We start from the raw sequence: 16,642 nt of genomic DNA on the forward strand, positions 1-16,642 counted from the left end.
CCAGTGTGGGAGCGAGCCTGCTCGCGATCGGCCGCGCAGGGGGCGTAAAATCTGCGACAATCGCGCCCTTGCGCCACTAGACGACCGAATTGCGTACCCGATGACCGACGAATCGCCCTCCATCGACAAACTGCTGAAAAACCTCGATCACGCCATGCTCGCCGACCGTCACCGGTTGCGGCGGCAGTTGCTTGAGCTGCGCAAGAAACCCGACGAGGCCAAGCTGGCCCAGTGGGTGGAACGCCTGCAGGCATCCTGCGATCAGGTGCTGGCGCGCAAGGCCAGCCTGCCGGTGATTCGCTACGACGACAGTCTGCCGATTGCCGCCAAGCGCGATGAGATCAAGAAGGCGCTGGACAAGCACCAGGTGCTGATCATCGCCGGCGAAACCGGTTCGGGCAAAACCACCCAGTTGCCCAAGATCTGCCTGGAAATCGGTCGCGGTCAGCATGGCCTGATCGGCCACACCCAACCGCGCCGGATCGCCGCACGCAGCGTTGCCAGCCGTGTTGCCGAAGAGCTGGGGACGCCGTTGGGGGCGCTGGTCGGCTATCAGGTGCGCTTCGAGGATCAGAGCGATTCGAACACCCTGATCAAGCTGATGACCGACGGTATCCTGCTGGCGGAAACCCAGAACGACCGGTTCCTGGAACGCTACGACACGATCATCGTCGACGAAGCCCACGAACGCAGCCTGAACATCGACTTCCTGCTCGGCTACCTGAAAACCCTGCTACCGCGTCGCCCGGACCTGAAAGTCATCATCACGTCGGCGACCATCGACCTTGAGCGTTTTTCGAAACACTTCGACGGCGCACCGATCGTCGAGGTCTCCGGGCGTACATTCCCGGTGGAAACCTGGTATCGCCCCCTGACCCTGGAGCAGGACGAGGAGGGCAACCGTGTCGAAGACGACCTGACGGTCGACCAGGCGATCCTTGCCACCCTCGACGAAATCGCCGCCCATGAACGCAGCGAACGCCGCAGCCCCGGTGACGTGCTGGTGTTCCTGCCCGGCGAGCGTGAGATTCGCGACGCCGCCGACATGCTGCGCAAGGCCCAGCTCAAACACACCGAGATTCTGCCGCTGTACGCGCGCCTGTCGCCGGCCGAGCAGCAGCGGATCTTCCAGTCGCACCCGGGTCGTCGCGTCGTATTGGCGACCAACGTCGCGGAAACCTCGCTGACCGTGCCGGGTATTCGCTACGTCATCGACAGCGGTACCGCGCGCATCAGCCGCTACAGCTACCGCGCCAAGGTCCAGCGCCTGCCCATCGAAGCGATTTCCCAGGCCAGCGCCAACCAGCGTAAAGGCCGTTGCGGCCGGGTCGAGCCGGGTATTTGCGTGCGCCTGTACAGCGAGGAGGATTTCCTCGGTCGTCCGGAGTTCACCGATCCGGAGATCCTGCGGACCAACCTGGCGGCGGTCATTTTGCAGATGCTGCATTTGCGCCTTGGCGAGGTCAGCGCGTTCCCGTTTATCGAGCCACCGGATGGCAAGGCCATCAGCGATGGTTACAACCTGCTGCAAGAACTCTCGGCGGTGGACCGCAACAGCCAGTTGACGCCGCTCGGTCGCCAATTGGCGCGGTTGCCGGTGGACCCGCGCATGGGCCGCATGCTGCTGGAGGCCGCGAAGCTGGGCAGCCTGCAGGAGGTGCTGATCGTCGCCAGCGCCATGTCGATCCAGGACCCGCGCGAGCGGCCACCGGAGCGCCAGCAGGCGGCGGACCAGGCCCATGCACAATGGAAGGATGCCGACTCGGATTTCGCCGCACTGGTCAATCTGTGGCGTGGTTTCGAAGAGCAGCGTCAGGCGCTGGGGTCCAACCCGTTGCGCAATTGGTGCCGCAAGAATTTCCTGAATTACCTGCGCCTGCGCGAATGGCGTGATTCGCATCGCCAGTTGAGCCTGATCTGCCGCGACATGCAGTTGAGTCTCAACAAGGAACCGGCCGATTACCCGAAACTGCATAAAGCCGTGCTGGTCGGCCTGCTCAGCCAGATCGGCCAGAAAACCGAAGAAGGCGACTACCTAGGCGCCCGTCAGCGGCGATTCTGGATTCATCCGTCCTCGGGGATCGGCAAGAAACGCCCGCAATGGCTGATGACCGCCGAACTGGTGGAAACCACCAAGCTGTATGCGCGCATGGTGGCCAAGATCGATGCCGACTGGATCGAACCGCTGGCCGGGCACCTGATCAAGAAAAACCACTTCGAACCCCACTGGGAAAAGAAGCGTGGCCAGGTCGTGGCCTACGAGCAGATCACCCTGTTCGGGCTGATCGTGGTCGGTCGCCGGCCGGTGCATTACGGGCCGGTGGACCCTGTGGTGTCCCGTGAGCTGTTCATCCGCGAAGCGCTGGTGCGCGGCGAGATTCAGTCGAAGGCCAAGTGCCTGTCGGCCAACGCGCGGTTGCTGGAGCAGCTCGACGAACTGGAAGCCAAGGCCCGTCGTCGCGACATCCTGGCCGACGAAGAAACCCTGTTTGCGTTCTACGACGCACGACTGCCGGCGGAAATTCATCAGACGGCAACCTTCGATAGCTGGTATCGCGTCCACAGCCAGAAAAATCCGCAGTTGTTGATCATGCGCGAAGAGGATGTGCTGGCTCGCGAGGCCAGTGAAGTCACAGCCCAGCATTACCCGGACACCCTGCACATCGGCGATCTGGAACTGGCGCTGAGTTACCACTTCGAGCCGAATCACCCGCGCGATGGCGTCACCCTGCGGGTGCCGGCGCCACTGTTGCCGATGCTGCCCCCCGAGCGCCTGGAATGGCTGGTGCCGGGTGTGATCGAGGCCAAATGCGTTGCGCTGGTGCGCAACCTGCCCAAGGCCTTGCGCAAGAACTTCGTGCCGGTGCCGGATTTCGTCAAGGCCGCGTTGCAGCGCATGACCTTCGCCGAGGGTTCATTGCCCCAGGCGCTGGGCGGCGAGCTGCTGCGCATGACCGGTGCCCGTGTCAGCGATGAAGCCTGGGCCGAGGCGGCGCAGCAGGTGGAAAGCCATTTGCGCATGAACCTGGAAATCGTCGACGGCCAGGGCAAGTTCCTCGGTGAAGGCCGCGATCTGGCCGAGCTGACGGCTCGTTTCGCAGAGGCCAGCCAGGCCGCATTGGCCGTCCCGCAAACCGCGAAAAGCCAGCAGCCGGTCGAGCCGAAGGTGTTTGCCGCCGTCGCCGAGAAAACCCAGCAGAAGATCGCCGGACTGTCCATGACGGTGTACCCGGCGCTGGTGGAAGAGGGCGGTACGGTCAAGGAAGGACGTTTCTCAACGCCGGCCGAAGCCGAATTCCAGCATCGTCGTGCCTTGCAGCGCCTGTTGATGCAACAACTGGCGGAATCGGCGAAGTTCCTGCGCGGCAAATTGCCGGGCCTGACCGAACTGGGTCTGCTGTACCGCGACATGGGGCGAGTTGATGCGCTGGTCGAAGACATTCTGCTGGCCAGTCTCGACAGTTGCATTCTCGAAGGCGAAGACCCGTTGCCCCGTGACGGTGCCGCTCTGGCGTCACTGGCTGAACGCAAGCGCGGTGCCTGGACCGAACACGCCGAGCGCGTGGCGAAGCTGACCCTGGACATCCTCAAGCTCTGGCATGGCTTGCAAAAGCGCTTCAAGGGCAAGATCGACCTGGCGCAAGCCGTGGCCCTGAACGACATCAAGCAGCAGCTGAGCCAACTGGTTTATCCCGGCTTTGTCCGTGAAACGCCGATGCTGTGGCTCAAGGAGCTGCCGCGCTATTTGAAGGCAGTCGAGCAGCGCTTCGAGAAAATCGGCGCACAGGTGCAGCGAGATCGGGTCTGGAGCGGCGAATTGTCCGGCCTGTGGACGCAATACCAGACCCGCGCCGGCAAACACGCCCAGGAAGGCAAGCGCGATCCGCAGCTGGAGCTTTATCGCTGGTGGCTGGAGGAATACCGGGTTTCGCTGTTCGCCCAGCAGCTGGGGACCAAGGTGCCGATCTCGGACAAACGCCTGAACAAGCAATGGTCGCAAGTCGAACCCTGACATTCACCGCCCCCTGTAGGAGCGAGCAAGCTCGCGATGGAGGTCCAGACACCGCTGGGTGTCAGGCTGCCAGCGTTATCGTTGACGACCATCGCGAGCTTGCTCGCTCCTACAGGGATCGTTGTTGCTGCAAAAAAGCGCCAGAATCCATTGTTTATGGCAAACTTCGCGACCATAAGCGTCGCTTTCGTGACCGAGAGCCAATGGCAGGGTCGCGCGATGGAATAAAACGATGCCAGGTTTGCGTCCCCGGGATGGGAATAGACCCTTTATGTGTTGGTACGTCGGTGCCAATACTTTCTGCCTGAACAGATCAGAGACACGACCATGCATAACGTCGTCATCAGCGGCACCGGCCTTTTCACACCGGCCAACAGCATCTCCAACGAAGAGCTGGTGCAGTCTTTCAATACCTATGTGGCGCAATTCAATGCCGACAATGCCGACGCCATCGCGCGCGGTGAAGTCGAGGCGTTGACCGAGTCCAGCGCAGCGTTCATCGAAAAAGCCTCAGGCATCAAGAGCCGCTTTGTCATGGACAAGGACGGCATCCTCGACCCGCAGCGCATGGCGCCACGCCTGCCCGAACGTTCGAACGACGAATGGTCGGTGCTCTGCCAGATGGCCATCGGTGCTGCCGAACAGGCCCTGCAACGCGCCGGCAAGACCGCAGCGGATATCGACGGTGTGATCGTCGCCTGCTCCAATCTGCAACGTGCGTACCCGGCCATCGCCATCGAAGTCCAGGAAGCGCTGGGCATTCAGGGCTTCGGTTTTGACATGAACGTGGCATGCTCCTCGGCGACCTTCGGTATCCAGACCGCCGCCAACAGCGTCCAGTTGGGCCAGGCCCGGGCGATCCTGATGGTCAATCCGGAGGTCTGCACCGGCCACCTGAACTTCCGCGATCGCGACAGCCACTTCATCTTCGGCGATGCCGCCACTGCGGTGATTATCGAACGCGCGGACCTGGCCACGTCCAAGTACCAGTTCGATGTGGTCAGCACCAAGTTGCTGACCAAATTCTCCAACAACATCCGCAACAACTTCGGCTTCCTCAACCGTGCGGCGGAAGAGGGCATCGGTGCCCGGGACAAGCTGTTCGTCCAGGAAGGTCGCAAGGTGTTCAAGGAAGTCTGCCCGATGGTTGCCGAGCTGATCGGTGAGCACCTGGAGGAAAACAAGCTTAACGTCAGTGACGTGAAGCGTTTCTGGCTGCACCAGGCCAACCTCAGCATGAACCACCTGATCGTGAAGAAACTGCTGGGCCGCGATGCCACCGAACAGGAAGCGCCGGTCATCCTCGACACCTACGCCAACACCAGTTCGGCAGGTTCGGTGATTGCGTTCCACAAGAACCAGGACGACCTCCCGGCCGGTTCCCTGGCGGTGCTCAGCTCGTTCGGTGCCGGTTACTCGATCGGCAGCGTGATTCTGCGCAAGCGCTGAGTCCGCGGTTCACGCGGATTCCTGTGGGAGCGAGCCTGCTCGCGATAACGTCGTATCAGTCGACATACAGGTTGAATGACACGCCGCCATCGCGAGCAGGCTTGCTCCCACATTTGTTTCGGGTAGGACTTCAGGTCGCCACGTTCACGTATTTGCCCGCACTCGCCACGCTGTCGAGCGAATACTGCTTGCTCAGGTTGGCGATCATTTTGTCCAGGGCTTCGCGGGTGGCCGATTGAGCCGTGGCGCTGTCGCTGTTTTGCTCGCGCCCGGCTTGCAGGGCCGCCTTGAGTTCATCGCTGCTGACGCCGCCACTGCTGTCGCTGTCCAGCACCTTGAGCAATGCGGCGCTGGTGTCGGTGCTGGTCGATGAGCCGGAGGTCTGCAATGCACTGGACAGTTCGGTGGCGCTGACACTGCCATCGCCGTCGGCATCGAGGCTGCTGAACAGTTCGTCGCTGGACACCTGTTGCGGTGGCGGTGGTGGCGGCGCGAGGCTGGCGGCGAGTTCATCCTGGCTGACGGTGCCGTCCTTGTTCTTGTCCAGCGCCGAGAAAACCTGCGAGCTGTCGGCGCTGCTGCCGGCGCTGGTCAGGCCGTTGCTCAGCTCATCGCTGCTGATGGCGCCGTCGCCATTGGCGTCCAGGGCGCTGATCAGGGCATCAGCCAGGTCGGTGTTCGGTGCCTGATCCTGGGGCGGTGGTGGAGGGGCCATTGCCGCCATTTCCTCACCGCTCAGGCTGCCGCTGCCGTCACTGTCGAGGTCGCCGAAGTTTTTGCTCAGGCTGACCAGCAGGCCATCGTCGCTTTTCTGCGACAGCGCACTCTTGAGCTCATCCTGATCCACCGAGCCGTCACTGTTGGTGTCCAGTTTGCTGAGCAGTTCCTTTTGAAACTGCTGCGAACGACTGCTGCTGATCGAACTGCTGGTGCTGGTACCGGTATAACTCGTGTAATTGCTGACGCTACCAATCATTGGTCTCACTCCCTGGAATGGAAAACCGGTGGGCGCACCGGCTTATGCAGACTCAAGGGGCAAGTTGTCGTGGGTATATGGGGTTTGTACCGGGTGGTACACATGCACTGTAGGAGCCGAGCTTGCTGGCGAAGGCGCCGGCACATTCGACATCGATTTGGCTGACAGTCCGTCATCGCGGGCAAGCCCGCTCCCACAATGGAAAGGTGCTGGCTTCAGGTGCGCGGCAATCGAATGACCGCGGTCAATCCGCCGCCGAGGGTTTCTTCCAGGTTCAATTGCCCGCCCAGTCGTTCAGCCGCTTCGCGGGCGATGGTCATGCCCAGGCCAACGCCACCGGAGTTGCGATTGCGCGACCCTTCCAGGCGAAAGAACGGTTCGAACACCGCCTCACGTTGCTCGGCGGCGATACCCGGCCCATGGTCGATAACCCGGATCAGCAGCTGTTCGCGATGATCCTCCAGGGCGATGATGGCGTGTCCGGCGTAACGCAGTGCATTGTCCATCAGGTTATTGATGCAGGAGCGCAACGCCATGGGCTGCACTTGCACCGGTGCGCAATAGCCGAAGGCCTGTACATCGGCGCCCTGGTCCTGGGCGTTTTCGCTCAGGGACTCCACCAGCGCCTGCACATCCATCCATTGCGGCGCCTCGCTGGTCCGTTGTTCGTGCAGATAGGTGAGGGTGGCGTCGAGCATGCTGATCATGTCATCCAGGTCCTGACGCATCTGGCCCTGCAGTTTGTTGTCGTCGATCTGTTCCAGGCGCAGCTTGAGCCGCGACAGGGGCGTGCGCAGGTCATGGGATACCGCGCCGAGCATCCGCGAGCGTTGTTTGACTTGTTCGATGATCTTTCGCTGCATCTTGTTGAAGGTGTGTGCCGCTTGCCGTGCCTCCCTTGGGCCGGACTCTTCCAGTGGCGGGCTGTCGAGGTTCTCGCTCAGGCGTTCGGCGGCGTCACTCAGTCGCTGGATCGGGCGGCTCAGCAACTTGGCACCGTACCAGGCGGCGATGATCAGCGAGATCAATTGAAAGGTCAGCGGCACTATCGGCCCGCCAAACCAGGGCCGCGGTGGTCGCTTGGCGAAACGAGGATCCATGGGCGGGGGCTTGCCCTCGAAACCTTCGGAAAACTCCGGCGCAGGGGGAGGCGGGGGCGGTGGGCCGTAATGGCGGAACCAGGCATAGGCCAGCAGATGCGCCAGGACAATCGCAATCAGCAACACCCCGAACAGGCGGCCGAACAGCGTATCGAAGCGCCCACGCATCAGCCGATGTCCCGGGCATCGAACAGGTAGCCTTCGCCGCGCACGGTCTTGATCAGTTGCGGTGCCTTGGGGTCATCGCCCAGTTTCTGGCGCAGGCGCGATACCAGCAGGTCGATGCTGCGGTCGAAGGCTTCGATCGAGCGACCGCGGGCAGCATCCAGCAATTGTTCGCGGCTCAGGACCCGGCGCGGTCGCTCGATGAACACCCAGAGCAAGCGGAATTCGGCGTTGGACAACGGCACCACCAGGCCATCGTCGGCGATCAGCTGGCGCAGCACGCTGTTCAGGCGCCAGTTGTCGAAACGGATGTTCGCCCGTTGTTCGGTGCGGTCGTCGCGCACCCGGCGCAGGATGGTCTGGATACGTGCCACCAGCTCGCGGGGTTCGAACGGCTTGGCCATGTAATCGTCGGCGCCCAGCTCCAGACCGATGATCCGGTCGGTGGGTTCACAACGGGCGGTGAGCATCAGGATCGGGATGTCCGACTCGGCGCGCAACCAGCGGCATAGCGACAAACCATCCTCGCCGGGCAGCATCAGGTCGAGCACCACGACATCGAAATGCTCCGCTTGCAGAGCCTGGCGCATGGCGGCGCCATCGGTGACGCCGCTGGCGTGAATGTTGAACCGGGCCAGGTAATCGATCATCAACTCACGGATCGGGACGTCATCGTCGACGATCAGGGCGCGAATGCTCCAGCGTTTGTCGTCGCCTGGCGCTTTTTGGTCGTCGTTCACAGGTGTGTGGGTGTTGTGCATGCGTGCGTTCATCTGCCAGAGAGGCTGCCAACCACAAAGATAGGCCGCGAGGTTGTGGCTTCAGCATAGGCGTCCGGCCCTGAGGCGGGAAGTGCTGTAGGGAGTTGTTGCGGTAGGCGAGGCTAGCGGACAAGGGTGTTGTGGACGTGTCAGACATGTATCCGATTCGACACAAACTCTTCAAGAGCTAGTCTTGCCTGAACGTTCTCGACGATTTGCCGATCATCGGGTCCCGCTGTGGCGTCGCTTCCGCTACAATGCGCGCCGATTTCGACTTGCCTGAGAGCCCGCTCATGTCCGCCTGCCAGACTCCTATCATCGTCGCCCTGGATTTCCCCACTCGTGACGCCGCACTGAAGCTGGCCGATCAGTTGGACCCGAAACTGTGCCGGGTCAAAGTCGGCAAGGAACTGTTCACCAGTTGCGCATCGGAAATCGTCGGCACCCTGCGCGACAAGGGTTTCGAAGTGTTCCTGGATCTCAAGTTCCACGACATTCCCAACACCACCGCGATGGCGGTCAAGGCAGCGGCGGAAATGGGCGTGTGGATGGTCAATGTGCACTGCTCCGGTGGCCTGCGCATGATGGCTGCGTGCCGTGAAGAGCTGGATAAACGCAGCGGCCCGCAACCCTTGCTGATCGGCGTGACCGTGCTGACCAGCATGGAGCGTGAGGACCTGGCCGGCATCGGCCTGGATATCGAACCCCAGGAGCAGGTGCTGCGCCTGGCGGCCCTGGCGGAAAAGGCCGGGATGGATGGTCTGGTGTGCTCGGCCCTGGAGGCCCAGGCGCTGAAGTCTGCCCATCCGTCGCTGCAACTGGTGACGCCGGGGATTCGTCCGGCCGGCAGCGCCCAGGACGACCAGCGCCGCATCCTCACCCCGCGCCAGGCGCTGCAAGCCGGTTCCGACTATCTGGTGATCGGCCGTCCGATCAGCCAGGCGGCGGATCCGGCCAAGGCATTGGCAGCTGTGGTTGCAGAGTTGGCATAAACAGCGCCTGCACAATCGTTCGCGGGCAAGCCTCGCTCCTACAGGTCGTGGTAGTCGGACCTGTAGGAGCGAGGCTTGCCCGCGAAGCTTTTACACCTTCAGCACCAACTTGCCGAAGTTCTCTCCGCTGAACAATTTCATCAGCGTCTCCGGAAAGGTTTGCAGGCCTTCGACAATGTCTTCCTTGCTCTTGAGCTGCCCCTTGGCCATCCAGCCGGCCATTTCCTGCCCGGCGCTGGCGAATTGTGCGGCGTAGTCCATCACCACAAAGCCTTCCATCCTGGCGCGGTTGACCAGCAGTGACAGGTAGTTGGCCGGGCCCTTGACCGCTTCCTTGTTGTTGTACTGGCTGATGGCGCCGCAGATCACCACCCGCGCCTTCATGTTCAGGCGACTCAATACCGCGTCGAGAATATCGCCGCCAACGTTATCGAAGTACACATCGACCCCTTTGGGGCATTCACGCTTGAGCCCGGCGATGACGTCTTCGTTCTTGTAGTCGATGACACCGTCGAAACCCAGCTCATCGAGCAGGAACCTGCATTTGTCCGCGCCGCCGGCGATGCCCACGACACGGCAGCCTTTGATTTTGGCGATCTGCCCGGCAATGCTGCCCACTGCACCGGCTGCACCCGACAGTACGACCGTCTCACCCGCCTTGGGTGCGCCGACGTCGAGCAGGGCGAAATAGGCGGTCATGCCGGTCATGCCCAGCGCGGACAGGTAACGCGGCAGGGGGGCCAGGTTGGGATCGACCTTGTAGAAGCCCCGCGGCTCACCCAGGAAATAGTCCTGCACACCCAATGCGCCATTGACGTAATCCCCGACCGCGAACGAGGGATGGTTCGACGCCAGGACCTTGCCGACGCCAAGGGCGCGCATCACTTCACCGAGTCCGACCGGCGGAATGTAGGACTTGCCCTCGTTCATCCAGCCACGCATGGCCGGGTCCAGAGACAGGTACTCGTTCTTGACCAGGATCTGGCCCGCCGCCGGTTCGCCGACCGGTACTTCCTGATAGGTGAATGTTTCGCGGGTCGCCGCGCCCACGGGACGTTTGGCGAGCAGGAACTGGCGATTGGTCTGGGAGGTCATGGCAGGCACTCAGGATGAATGAAGCCTTGTTGATAGACCTTCATGGACGATGCCGCAAGTTTGGCTGATGCGGCGAATGCAGGTTGATCCGTTGCAGTGATAGTTGGTACGGATGTTCCATCACTGCCACTCATGGGCGTCCAACCGGCCTTTTGATAGTGCTGCCGTGTCACGGGGTGCCATGACTAGACTGGGGAAACGTGATCCCCCGCAAACATTCTTTTCGAGGACAGAACAATGAGCATGACGTTTTCCGGCCAGGTGGTAGTGGTGACAGGCGCGGCAGCCGGTATTGGCCGTGCAACTGCCCTGGCGTTTGCCGCCGAAGGCTTGAAAGTGGTGGTGGCCGATATGGACACGGCGGGCGGTGAGGGCACCGTGGCCTTGATCCGTACAGCGGGCGGTGAAGCGACCTTCGTGCGTTGTAACGTCACTGTCGAAAGCGAGGTGAAAAACCTGATGGATGAGGTGGTCACTGCCTACGGCCGTCTCGACTATGCCTTCAACAATGCCGGCATCGAAATCGAGAAAGGCAAACTGGCCGAAGGCACTGTCGACGAGTTCGACGCGATCATGGGCGTCAATGTCAAAGGCGTGTGGCTGTGCATGAAGTACCAGTTGCCGTTGCTGCTGGCACAGGGGGGCGGGGCGATCGTCAATACGGCGTCGGTGGCGGGCCTTGGTGCCGCACCGAAAATGAGTATCTATGCGGCCTCCAAGCATGCGGTGATCGGCCTGACCAAATCGGCGGCCATCGAATACGCCAAGAAAAAGATCCGGGTCAATGCGGTATGCCCGGCGGTGATCGACACCGACATGTTTCGCCGCGCCTATGAAGCCGACCCGAAGAAAGGCGAGTTCGCCAATGCCATGCACCCGGTAGGTCGCATCGGCAAAGTGGAAGAAATTGCCAGTGCCGTGCTCTATTTGTGCAGCGACGGTGCGGCTTTCACAACCGGGCATTCGTTGGCGGTGGATGGCGGCGTTACAGCGTTCTGACACCAGTCGCTGCCGGGTAAACACTGAACCCGTGGGAGGAGACGCTCCCGCGGGTTTTCGTTTTTCAGGGCAAGGATTTCGAGGGAGCCATGGCGCTCTCGGCAGTGTGTTTCAAGGAATGTTAAGCGGGGTTTTTAGCGGCGTTGTCGCACATCCCGGCCGGTGCTCCTGTGATTAACTGGTTTGCGCAAAACCAACAGGAGTGGCTTGCTCATGGAATTGAGAATCGATCGACAGGCCCAGGTGCCGGTCGTACAACAAATCGTCGACGCGCTGCACGGCTGGATCCGTTGCAACAAGGTAGTACCGGGGGCACGCTTGCCTTCGGTACGACAAATCGCACGTATCAACCTGCTCAATCAGTCTTGCGTCGTCGAAGCCTGCGAGCGCCTGACCGCGCAAGGCGTTCTGGCGTCGCGCCGTGGCAGCGGTTTCGTTGTGGCTGTACCAGCATCGCTCGCCCCCGGACAACAGGATGTCTCGGGATTTGCAGGCGCAGACATCAATCAATGCCCACCCTTGTGCGAGTTGCAACTGGGCGGCGGCAGTCTCCCTGAAGGTTGGCGCGAGACGGACGACCTTGCGTATGCCATCCGCCAGGTCAGTCGCACCGACATGGCTGGCTTGTTCAGCTATAGCTCGCCATTGGGCTTGCCTGCCTTGCGCCAGCAGATTCTCAAGCGACTTGATCGACTGGACATCCATGCCCGGGACAGTCGCATCCTGACGACCGCGGGGGCCAGTCAGGGTTTGGATTTGATTGTGCGCACGTTGCTCAAACCGGGTGATTGCGTGGTGGTGGAGAGCCCCGGTTATCCCCTGCTGTTCGAACTGCTCAGGTTGCAGGGCATCAAAATGCTCGAAGTCTCGCGCACCCCGCACGGGCCGGATGTAGCCGCATTGGAGGCATTGCTGCACGAACACCGGCCTCGTGGATTGTTCATCAATAGCTTCCATCACAACCCGACCGGTTGCAGCCTGGCACCGGTGGTCGCACAGCGGATACTGCAACTGGCCAGGGAGTACGGGCTGCTGGTGATCGAAGACGATGTCTATGCGGACTTGTGCAGCGGCCCCGGCAAACGTCTGGCGGCATTGGATGAGCGTGTGATCTACATTGGCAGTTACTCCAAAACCCTCAGCAGTTCCTTGCGGGTCGGGTTTGTGTTGGCAAACCAGGCAGTGATCGGACGACTGGCCGAGGTCAAGATGATCAGCAGCATGGGGGCGTCGGGATTTTGCGAATCGGTGCTGGCCTGTCTGCTGGCCAACGGTGCCTACGGCAAGTTGGTAGAGCGCCAGCAAAAGCGTTTGGACAGGGATCGGCAGACTGCATTGCAGTTGCTCGAAGACGCTGGATGGGAGGTTTTCGGCAAGCCTGTGGGCGGCCTGTTCATCTGGGCGCGATCACGGATGCGGGACTTCGCGCAGGTGCAGGCGCAGGCCCGGCGCTGTGGCGTCGTGCTGTCGTCGATGACCGCTTTCAGTCCCCAGGGGGCGAGTAATGACTGGCAGCGTATCAACGTAGCCTGTGCCTGCGATCCGCGAGCCCGGGCATTTTTCCGTGCCACGGCTTCGGATCGACCTCCAGCGTTCTGAAAACGACGGGTTCGTAGCTTTTTGCCATTATTCCGACGCCAGAGACTTGTGTTGCCCAAGGGCCGTTGCGACTCTGCGTCTACAGACTCTGGCGGGGGACCAAGTGCAATGATTTCGGCCATGCAAGGACGTTTTGCCAACCTCGGTATGGCAAAAAAAATGGGTATCGGGTTTGTGCTGGTGCTATTGCTGACTGCTTTGGTGGCGGCTATCGGTGTCTGGTCACTGCAAACCATCAGCCTGCGATTCGACGGGCTCAAACAGATGTCTTCACTCAACAGCGGTCTGCTGAAGGTACGCCTGCTGGAGCAGGAGTATGCCTTGCACGGCAACCCGAAAACCGCCGATGCCCTGCACGAAGGCGTCGATGGCCTGATTGCCGTGGCGAACCAGCTCAAGGCCGAGTCGGCCGTCAATGTGCCCGTGATGAATGATGTCGAGCAGTCTCTGGGTGCCTATCGCAAGGCATTCGACGAGTTTGTCTCGCTGAGCCAGGCCAAGGACCTGGCCCTGGAAATGGCCAGTTGGTCGGTGTCCAGTGTCGCCAACAATCTTGATGTCTTGCAGTCCGGGCTTGCCGATGACGGCGCCTACACGCTGAAGGATTCCGAGGGCAAGGACGGTGCGCAATTCATCGAGCAGGCCGGTCAGGTCAGTCAGGTATCGCGGCTGATGCTGCAAGCCTTGAACGAAGCACGTGTGCGTCTGGACAAGAGCCGCAAGGGCGACGACAGCGCGGGGCAAGGCAAGATCGAACAGGCCAGTCAGGCGCTGGCCCAGGCCGAGCAATTGAAAACCACGGTCAAGGATGAGGGGTATCAAACCGTCCTCAATGAAGTGAGCGGCCATATCGCCAGCTTCAACGACAAACTTGTCGAGTACACCGGCCTGCTGGAACAGGAAAAAACCGTCTATCAACAGCTGCATCAACGCGCGGCGCAGGTGGTCGAGCGCGTGGATCAGGCCTATGTCGCCGAAGACCAGTCGATGCAGGCCGAGCTGAAAAAGAACTCGTTGCTGATCATCGCTTCCTCGGCGCTGGCGCTGCTGGTCGGGTTGCTTGCAGCCTGGGTGATCACCCGGTTGATCGTGGGGCCGTTGCGTAGCGTGATCAGCGTGGCGCAGCAGATTGCCGCGGGGGATCTGAGCGGTACGATCGAAGTGACCCGCCGTGACGAAATCGGCCAGTTGATGCAGGCCATGCAGCAGATGGGGGCGGGACTGAGCCAGATCGTCAGCGGTTTGCAGGCGGGTATCGAACAACTGGCCACTTCCGCGCAGTCATTATCTGCGGTGACTGAACAGACCAACCTCGAGGTCAGTAACCAGAAAGAAGAAACCGAGCAGGTTGCCACGGCGATGAACCAGATGACCGCTACGGTACACGACGTTGCACGTAACGCCGAGGAGGCCGCGGTGGCGGCGCAAACGGCCGATGGCAAGGTCGAAAGCGGTCAGCATGTGGTGCGCCAGAGCATGGCGCGGATCGAGCAGTTGGCGGACTCGGCGACCTCGGCCAGTTCGAGTATCGAAAGCCTTAGCGCGGAAATCCAGAACATCGGCACAGTACTGAGTGTCATCAAGAGTGTGGCCGAACAGACCAACCTGCTGGCGCTGAACGCCGCCATCGAGGCTGCGCGGGCCGGTGAGCAGGGCAGGGGCTTTGCCGTGGTGGCCGACGAGGTGCGTGCGCTGGCCAGGCGGACCCAGCAATCGACCGAGGAAATCGAGCGGCTGGTCAGCGCCTTGCGCGCTGCGGCGCAGGCGTCGGTGCAGCAGATTCAGAGCAGTGGCGAGCTGGTGAAACTGGCGGTCAGCGATGCGCTGCAAACGGAAAGTGCGCTGGGCAGCATTGCGGCGGCCGTGTCCTTGATTCAGCAGATGAACCAGCAGATCGCTGCCGCCGCCGAAGAGCAGAGTTCGGTGGCCGAGGAGATCAACCGTAGTGTCACCAGTATTCGTACCAGTGCGGACCAGTCTTCGTTGGCCATGCAGGGGAATGCGGCGTCGAGTATCGAGCTGGCGCAACTGGGCATCGAGTTGAAGGGAATGGTGGGGCATTTCAGGCTTTGATGCCCAGCGGCGAATAACCTGGTGGGAGGGAGAGCCTGCTCGCCAGGGAAGGGTGTCAGTCGACATCAGTGTTTGACGACATTGCGCTATCGCGAGCAGGCTCGCTCCCACAGTGAATCGCAGGCAAAAAAAAGCCACCGTAAACGGTGGCTTTTCTGTTTTCGCTGATCAGTCGTAGACCACTTTTTTCTTCCAGTCCGCATCTGCCTCGACATCCTTGAGGCCCTCGGTCAGTTGATTCACATCGCCTTCTGCCGGGGCGATACGGTCCATGACTTGCGCATTGGCGCGGGCCAGGAGCTTTTCCAGGTATTCCAGCTGTTCGGCGTAGATTTGTGGCTCCTGCTGCTTGCGCAGGTATTGCACGCCTCGTTCGAATGCCAGGCGTGCCTGGCCGGGCTGGTTCTGTTGCAGGCAATGCTGGCCGAGGTTGTTGAAGAATTCGATATGCAGCAGCACCAGGATATGGCGGACTTCGCGAATCCAGTGCTTGGCTTCGCCGGCCGGCAGGAAGCCGTCCTGTGCGGCGCGGGTGATCTGGCCGTGCAGGGCTTCGAGCAGGAAGCGTACGTCCTTGGCCTTGGCTTCGGTCTGGATCGGTGCCGGTGGATTGTTGACCGGGATCGACTCGCCCTGGGCAACCAGGGATTCAAGCTCGGTAATCCGTGCCTTGAGGTTGGAACTGGTTTTTTCCAGGTTCAGAAGACGCTGGCAAACATTCAGCTCCAGGCGGGTCATCAGCAGCTTGAGCCCTGGTGTCATCAACTGGCCGGGAAAGGTCTCGGTGATCTCGCCGCAGCGACGCAGGCGATCGTTGAGTTCAACCTTGGTACGGGCCCTTTCCAGCTTGTTGTTTTCCACCACATGGTTGATGTAGCCAATGGCGATCAATAATGCGATCCCGGCTATGACGAGCAGGGTGATCATGAGTGGTGTCACCGGTAAGACCTCTTATATAGGGTTCGCGTGCGAGTTTGGTGGCTGGGCATATATAGGTGCCAGAACCGCTCGACGAGTTGGATCAGTGTGGCACAACCTGTATCGGCCGCAGTTCACTTACATGAATGCTGGCACCAGTGCAGCATATTGCTATCACCTGTGAGTGGACTATAGCGCCTTGGCGGGCGCCAGAATATAGGCGTCAAACACCGGGCGACGGAAAACCCGCAGCAGCGTCGAAAAGCGGGGCGAAGTCATTGATTTAAATAAATTTATATCAGGGGGTTGACGACCCCTCAAACCATCCATAGAATGCGCGCCACTTGCAGCGTAAAGCACACAGCGAAACGAAGCAGGGAGTGAATGTTGTAGTGTGTCCCCTTCGTCTAGTGGCCTAGGACACCGCCCTTTCACGGCGGTAACAGGGGTTCGAGTCCCCTAGGGGACGCCAAGCGGGAATAGCTCAGTTGGTAGAGCACGAC

Annotated in this window: 11 protein-coding genes, 1 tRNA gene and 1 pseudogene; 8 read left to right on the forward strand and 5 right to left on the reverse strand. The window is 61.1% G+C overall.

The window, feature by feature from the left end; genetic code table 11:
* Positions 1 to 100: 100 nt before the first annotated feature.
* Together hrpA and ACQKP2_RS18990 are read left to right on the forward strand one after the other, a co-directional pair.
* Complete coding sequence (gene hrpA, locus ACQKP2_RS18985) at positions 101 to 4,012, forward strand: ATP-dependent RNA helicase HrpA (protein ID WP_427578593.1); 3,912 nt, start codon at positions 101 to 103, stop codon at positions 4,010 to 4,012.
* Between the two features lie 327 nt (positions 4,013 to 4,339).
* Positions 4,340 to 5,461, forward strand: a complete 1,122-nt coding sequence (locus ACQKP2_RS18990; RefSeq protein WP_427578594.1) for a beta-ketoacyl-ACP synthase III — start codon at positions 4,340 to 4,342, stop codon at positions 5,459 to 5,461.
* 130 nt (positions 5,462 to 5,591) lie between these two features.
* Here the strand turns inward: ACQKP2_RS18990 and xopAW are convergent, their stop codons facing one another.
* From xopAW to ACQKP2_RS19005, 3 genes are all read right to left on the reverse strand, one after another.
* Entirely contained in the window at positions 5,592 to 6,437 is an 846-nt protein-coding gene (xopAW, locus tag ACQKP2_RS18995; protein ID WP_427578595.1) for a XopAW family type III secretion system calcium-binding effector, read from the reverse strand.
* 215 nt (positions 6,438 to 6,652) lie between these two features.
* Entirely contained in the window at positions 6,653 to 7,705 is a 1,053-nt protein-coding gene (locus ACQKP2_RS19000; RefSeq protein ID WP_427578597.1) for a sensor histidine kinase, read from the reverse strand.
* Positions 7,705 to 8,463, reverse strand: a complete 759-nt coding sequence (locus ACQKP2_RS19005; RefSeq protein WP_427578598.1) for a response regulator — start codon at positions 8,461 to 8,463, stop codon at positions 7,705 to 7,707. The genes ACQKP2_RS19000 and ACQKP2_RS19005 overlap by 1 nt, the downstream gene beginning before the upstream one ends.
* A 293-nt stretch (positions 8,464 to 8,756) precedes the next feature.
* Between ACQKP2_RS19005 and pyrF the strand changes: the two genes are divergently transcribed.
* A complete protein-coding gene (gene pyrF / locus ACQKP2_RS19010) occupies positions 8,757 to 9,455 on the forward strand; it encodes an orotidine-5'-phosphate decarboxylase (RefSeq protein ID WP_427578599.1) in 699 nt (232 codons plus the stop codon).
* A 90-nt stretch (positions 9,456 to 9,545) separates the two neighbouring features.
* Here the strand turns inward: pyrF and ACQKP2_RS19015 are convergent, their stop codons facing one another.
* Complete coding sequence (locus ACQKP2_RS19015; RefSeq protein ID WP_427578601.1) at positions 9,546 to 10,550, reverse strand: NADP-dependent oxidoreductase; 1,005 nt, start codon at positions 10,548 to 10,550, stop codon at positions 9,546 to 9,548.
* A gap of 237 nt (positions 10,551 to 10,787) precedes the next feature.
* On the opposite strand from ACQKP2_RS19015, the gene ACQKP2_RS19020 reads away from it, so the two are divergent.
* The 4 genes and pseudogenes from ACQKP2_RS19020 to ACQKP2_RS19035 all read left to right on the forward strand — a co-directional run bounded on the left by ACQKP2_RS19020 (position 10,788) and on the right by ACQKP2_RS19035 (position 15,221).
* Complete coding sequence (locus ACQKP2_RS19020) at positions 10,788 to 11,549, forward strand: SDR family oxidoreductase (RefSeq protein WP_427578602.1); 762 nt, start codon at positions 10,788 to 10,790, stop codon at positions 11,547 to 11,549.
* Between the two features lie 213 nt (positions 11,550 to 11,762).
* Positions 11,763 to 13,148 (forward strand): PLP-dependent aminotransferase family protein, encoded by a 1,386-nt coding sequence (locus tag ACQKP2_RS19025; protein WP_427578604.1) that lies wholly within the window; start codon positions 11,763 to 11,765, stop codon positions 13,146 to 13,148.
* Between the two features lie 987 nt (positions 13,149 to 14,135).
* Positions 14,136 to 14,363 (forward strand): annotated as a pseudogene (locus ACQKP2_RS19030) (HAMP domain-containing protein); the annotation flags it as partial.
* Entirely contained in the window at positions 14,358 to 15,221 is an 864-nt protein-coding gene (locus tag ACQKP2_RS19035; RefSeq protein WP_427578606.1) for a methyl-accepting chemotaxis protein, read from the forward strand. The pseudogene ACQKP2_RS19030 and the gene ACQKP2_RS19035, both read left to right, overlap by 6 nt.
* Before the next feature lie 168 nt (positions 15,222 to 15,389).
* Here ACQKP2_RS19035 and ACQKP2_RS19040 read toward each other — a convergent pair whose 3' ends face one another.
* A complete protein-coding gene (locus tag ACQKP2_RS19040; protein ID WP_427578605.1) occupies positions 15,390 to 16,148 on the reverse strand; it encodes a hypothetical protein in 759 nt (252 codons plus the stop codon).
* A gap of 387 nt (positions 16,149 to 16,535) precedes the next feature.
* On the opposite strand from ACQKP2_RS19040, the gene ACQKP2_RS19045 reads away from it, so the two are divergent.
* Positions 16,536 to 16,611, forward strand: a tRNA-Glu gene (locus ACQKP2_RS19045).
* Positions 16,612 to 16,642 lie beyond the last annotated feature (31 nt).

Origin of the sequence: Pseudomonas sp. NPDC089569, assembly GCF_050280625.1 — a bacterium.
GTDB lineage: Bacteria > Pseudomonadota > Gammaproteobacteria > Pseudomonadales > Pseudomonadaceae > Aquipseudomonas.

Bases quoted from the DNA above. Each gene is read 5' to 3' on its own strand.
- hrpA (WP_427578593.1), top strand. From the start codon at position 101: ATGACCGACGAATCGCCCTCCATCGACAAACTGCTGAAAAACCTCGAT.
- ACQKP2_RS18990 (WP_427578594.1), top strand. From the start codon at position 4,340: ATGCATAACGTCGTCATCAGCGGCACCGGCCTTTTCACACCGGCCAAC.
- xopAW (WP_427578595.1), bottom strand. From the start codon at position 6,437: ATGATTGGTAGCGTCAGCAATTACACGAGTTATACCGGTACCAGCACC.
- ACQKP2_RS19000 (WP_427578597.1), bottom strand. From the start codon at position 7,705: ATGCGTGGGCGCTTCGATACGCTGTTCGGCCGCCTGTTCGGGGTGTTG.
- ACQKP2_RS19005 (WP_427578598.1), bottom strand. From the start codon at position 8,463: ATGCACAACACCCACACACCTGTGAACGACGACCAAAAAGCGCCAGGC.
- pyrF (WP_427578599.1), top strand. From the start codon at position 8,757: ATGTCCGCCTGCCAGACTCCTATCATCGTCGCCCTGGATTTCCCCACT.
- ACQKP2_RS19015 (WP_427578601.1), bottom strand. From the start codon at position 10,550: ATGACCTCCCAGACCAATCGCCAGTTCCTGCTCGCCAAACGTCCCGTG.
- ACQKP2_RS19020 (WP_427578602.1), top strand. From the start codon at position 10,788: ATGAGCATGACGTTTTCCGGCCAGGTGGTAGTGGTGACAGGCGCGGCA.
- ACQKP2_RS19025 (WP_427578604.1), top strand. From the start codon at position 11,763: ATGGAATTGAGAATCGATCGACAGGCCCAGGTGCCGGTCGTACAACAA.
- ACQKP2_RS19035 (WP_427578606.1), top strand. From the start codon at position 14,358: ATGGGGGCGGGACTGAGCCAGATCGTCAGCGGTTTGCAGGCGGGTATC.
- ACQKP2_RS19040 (WP_427578605.1), bottom strand. From the start codon at position 16,148: ATGATCACCCTGCTCGTCATAGCCGGGATCGCATTATTGATCGCCATT.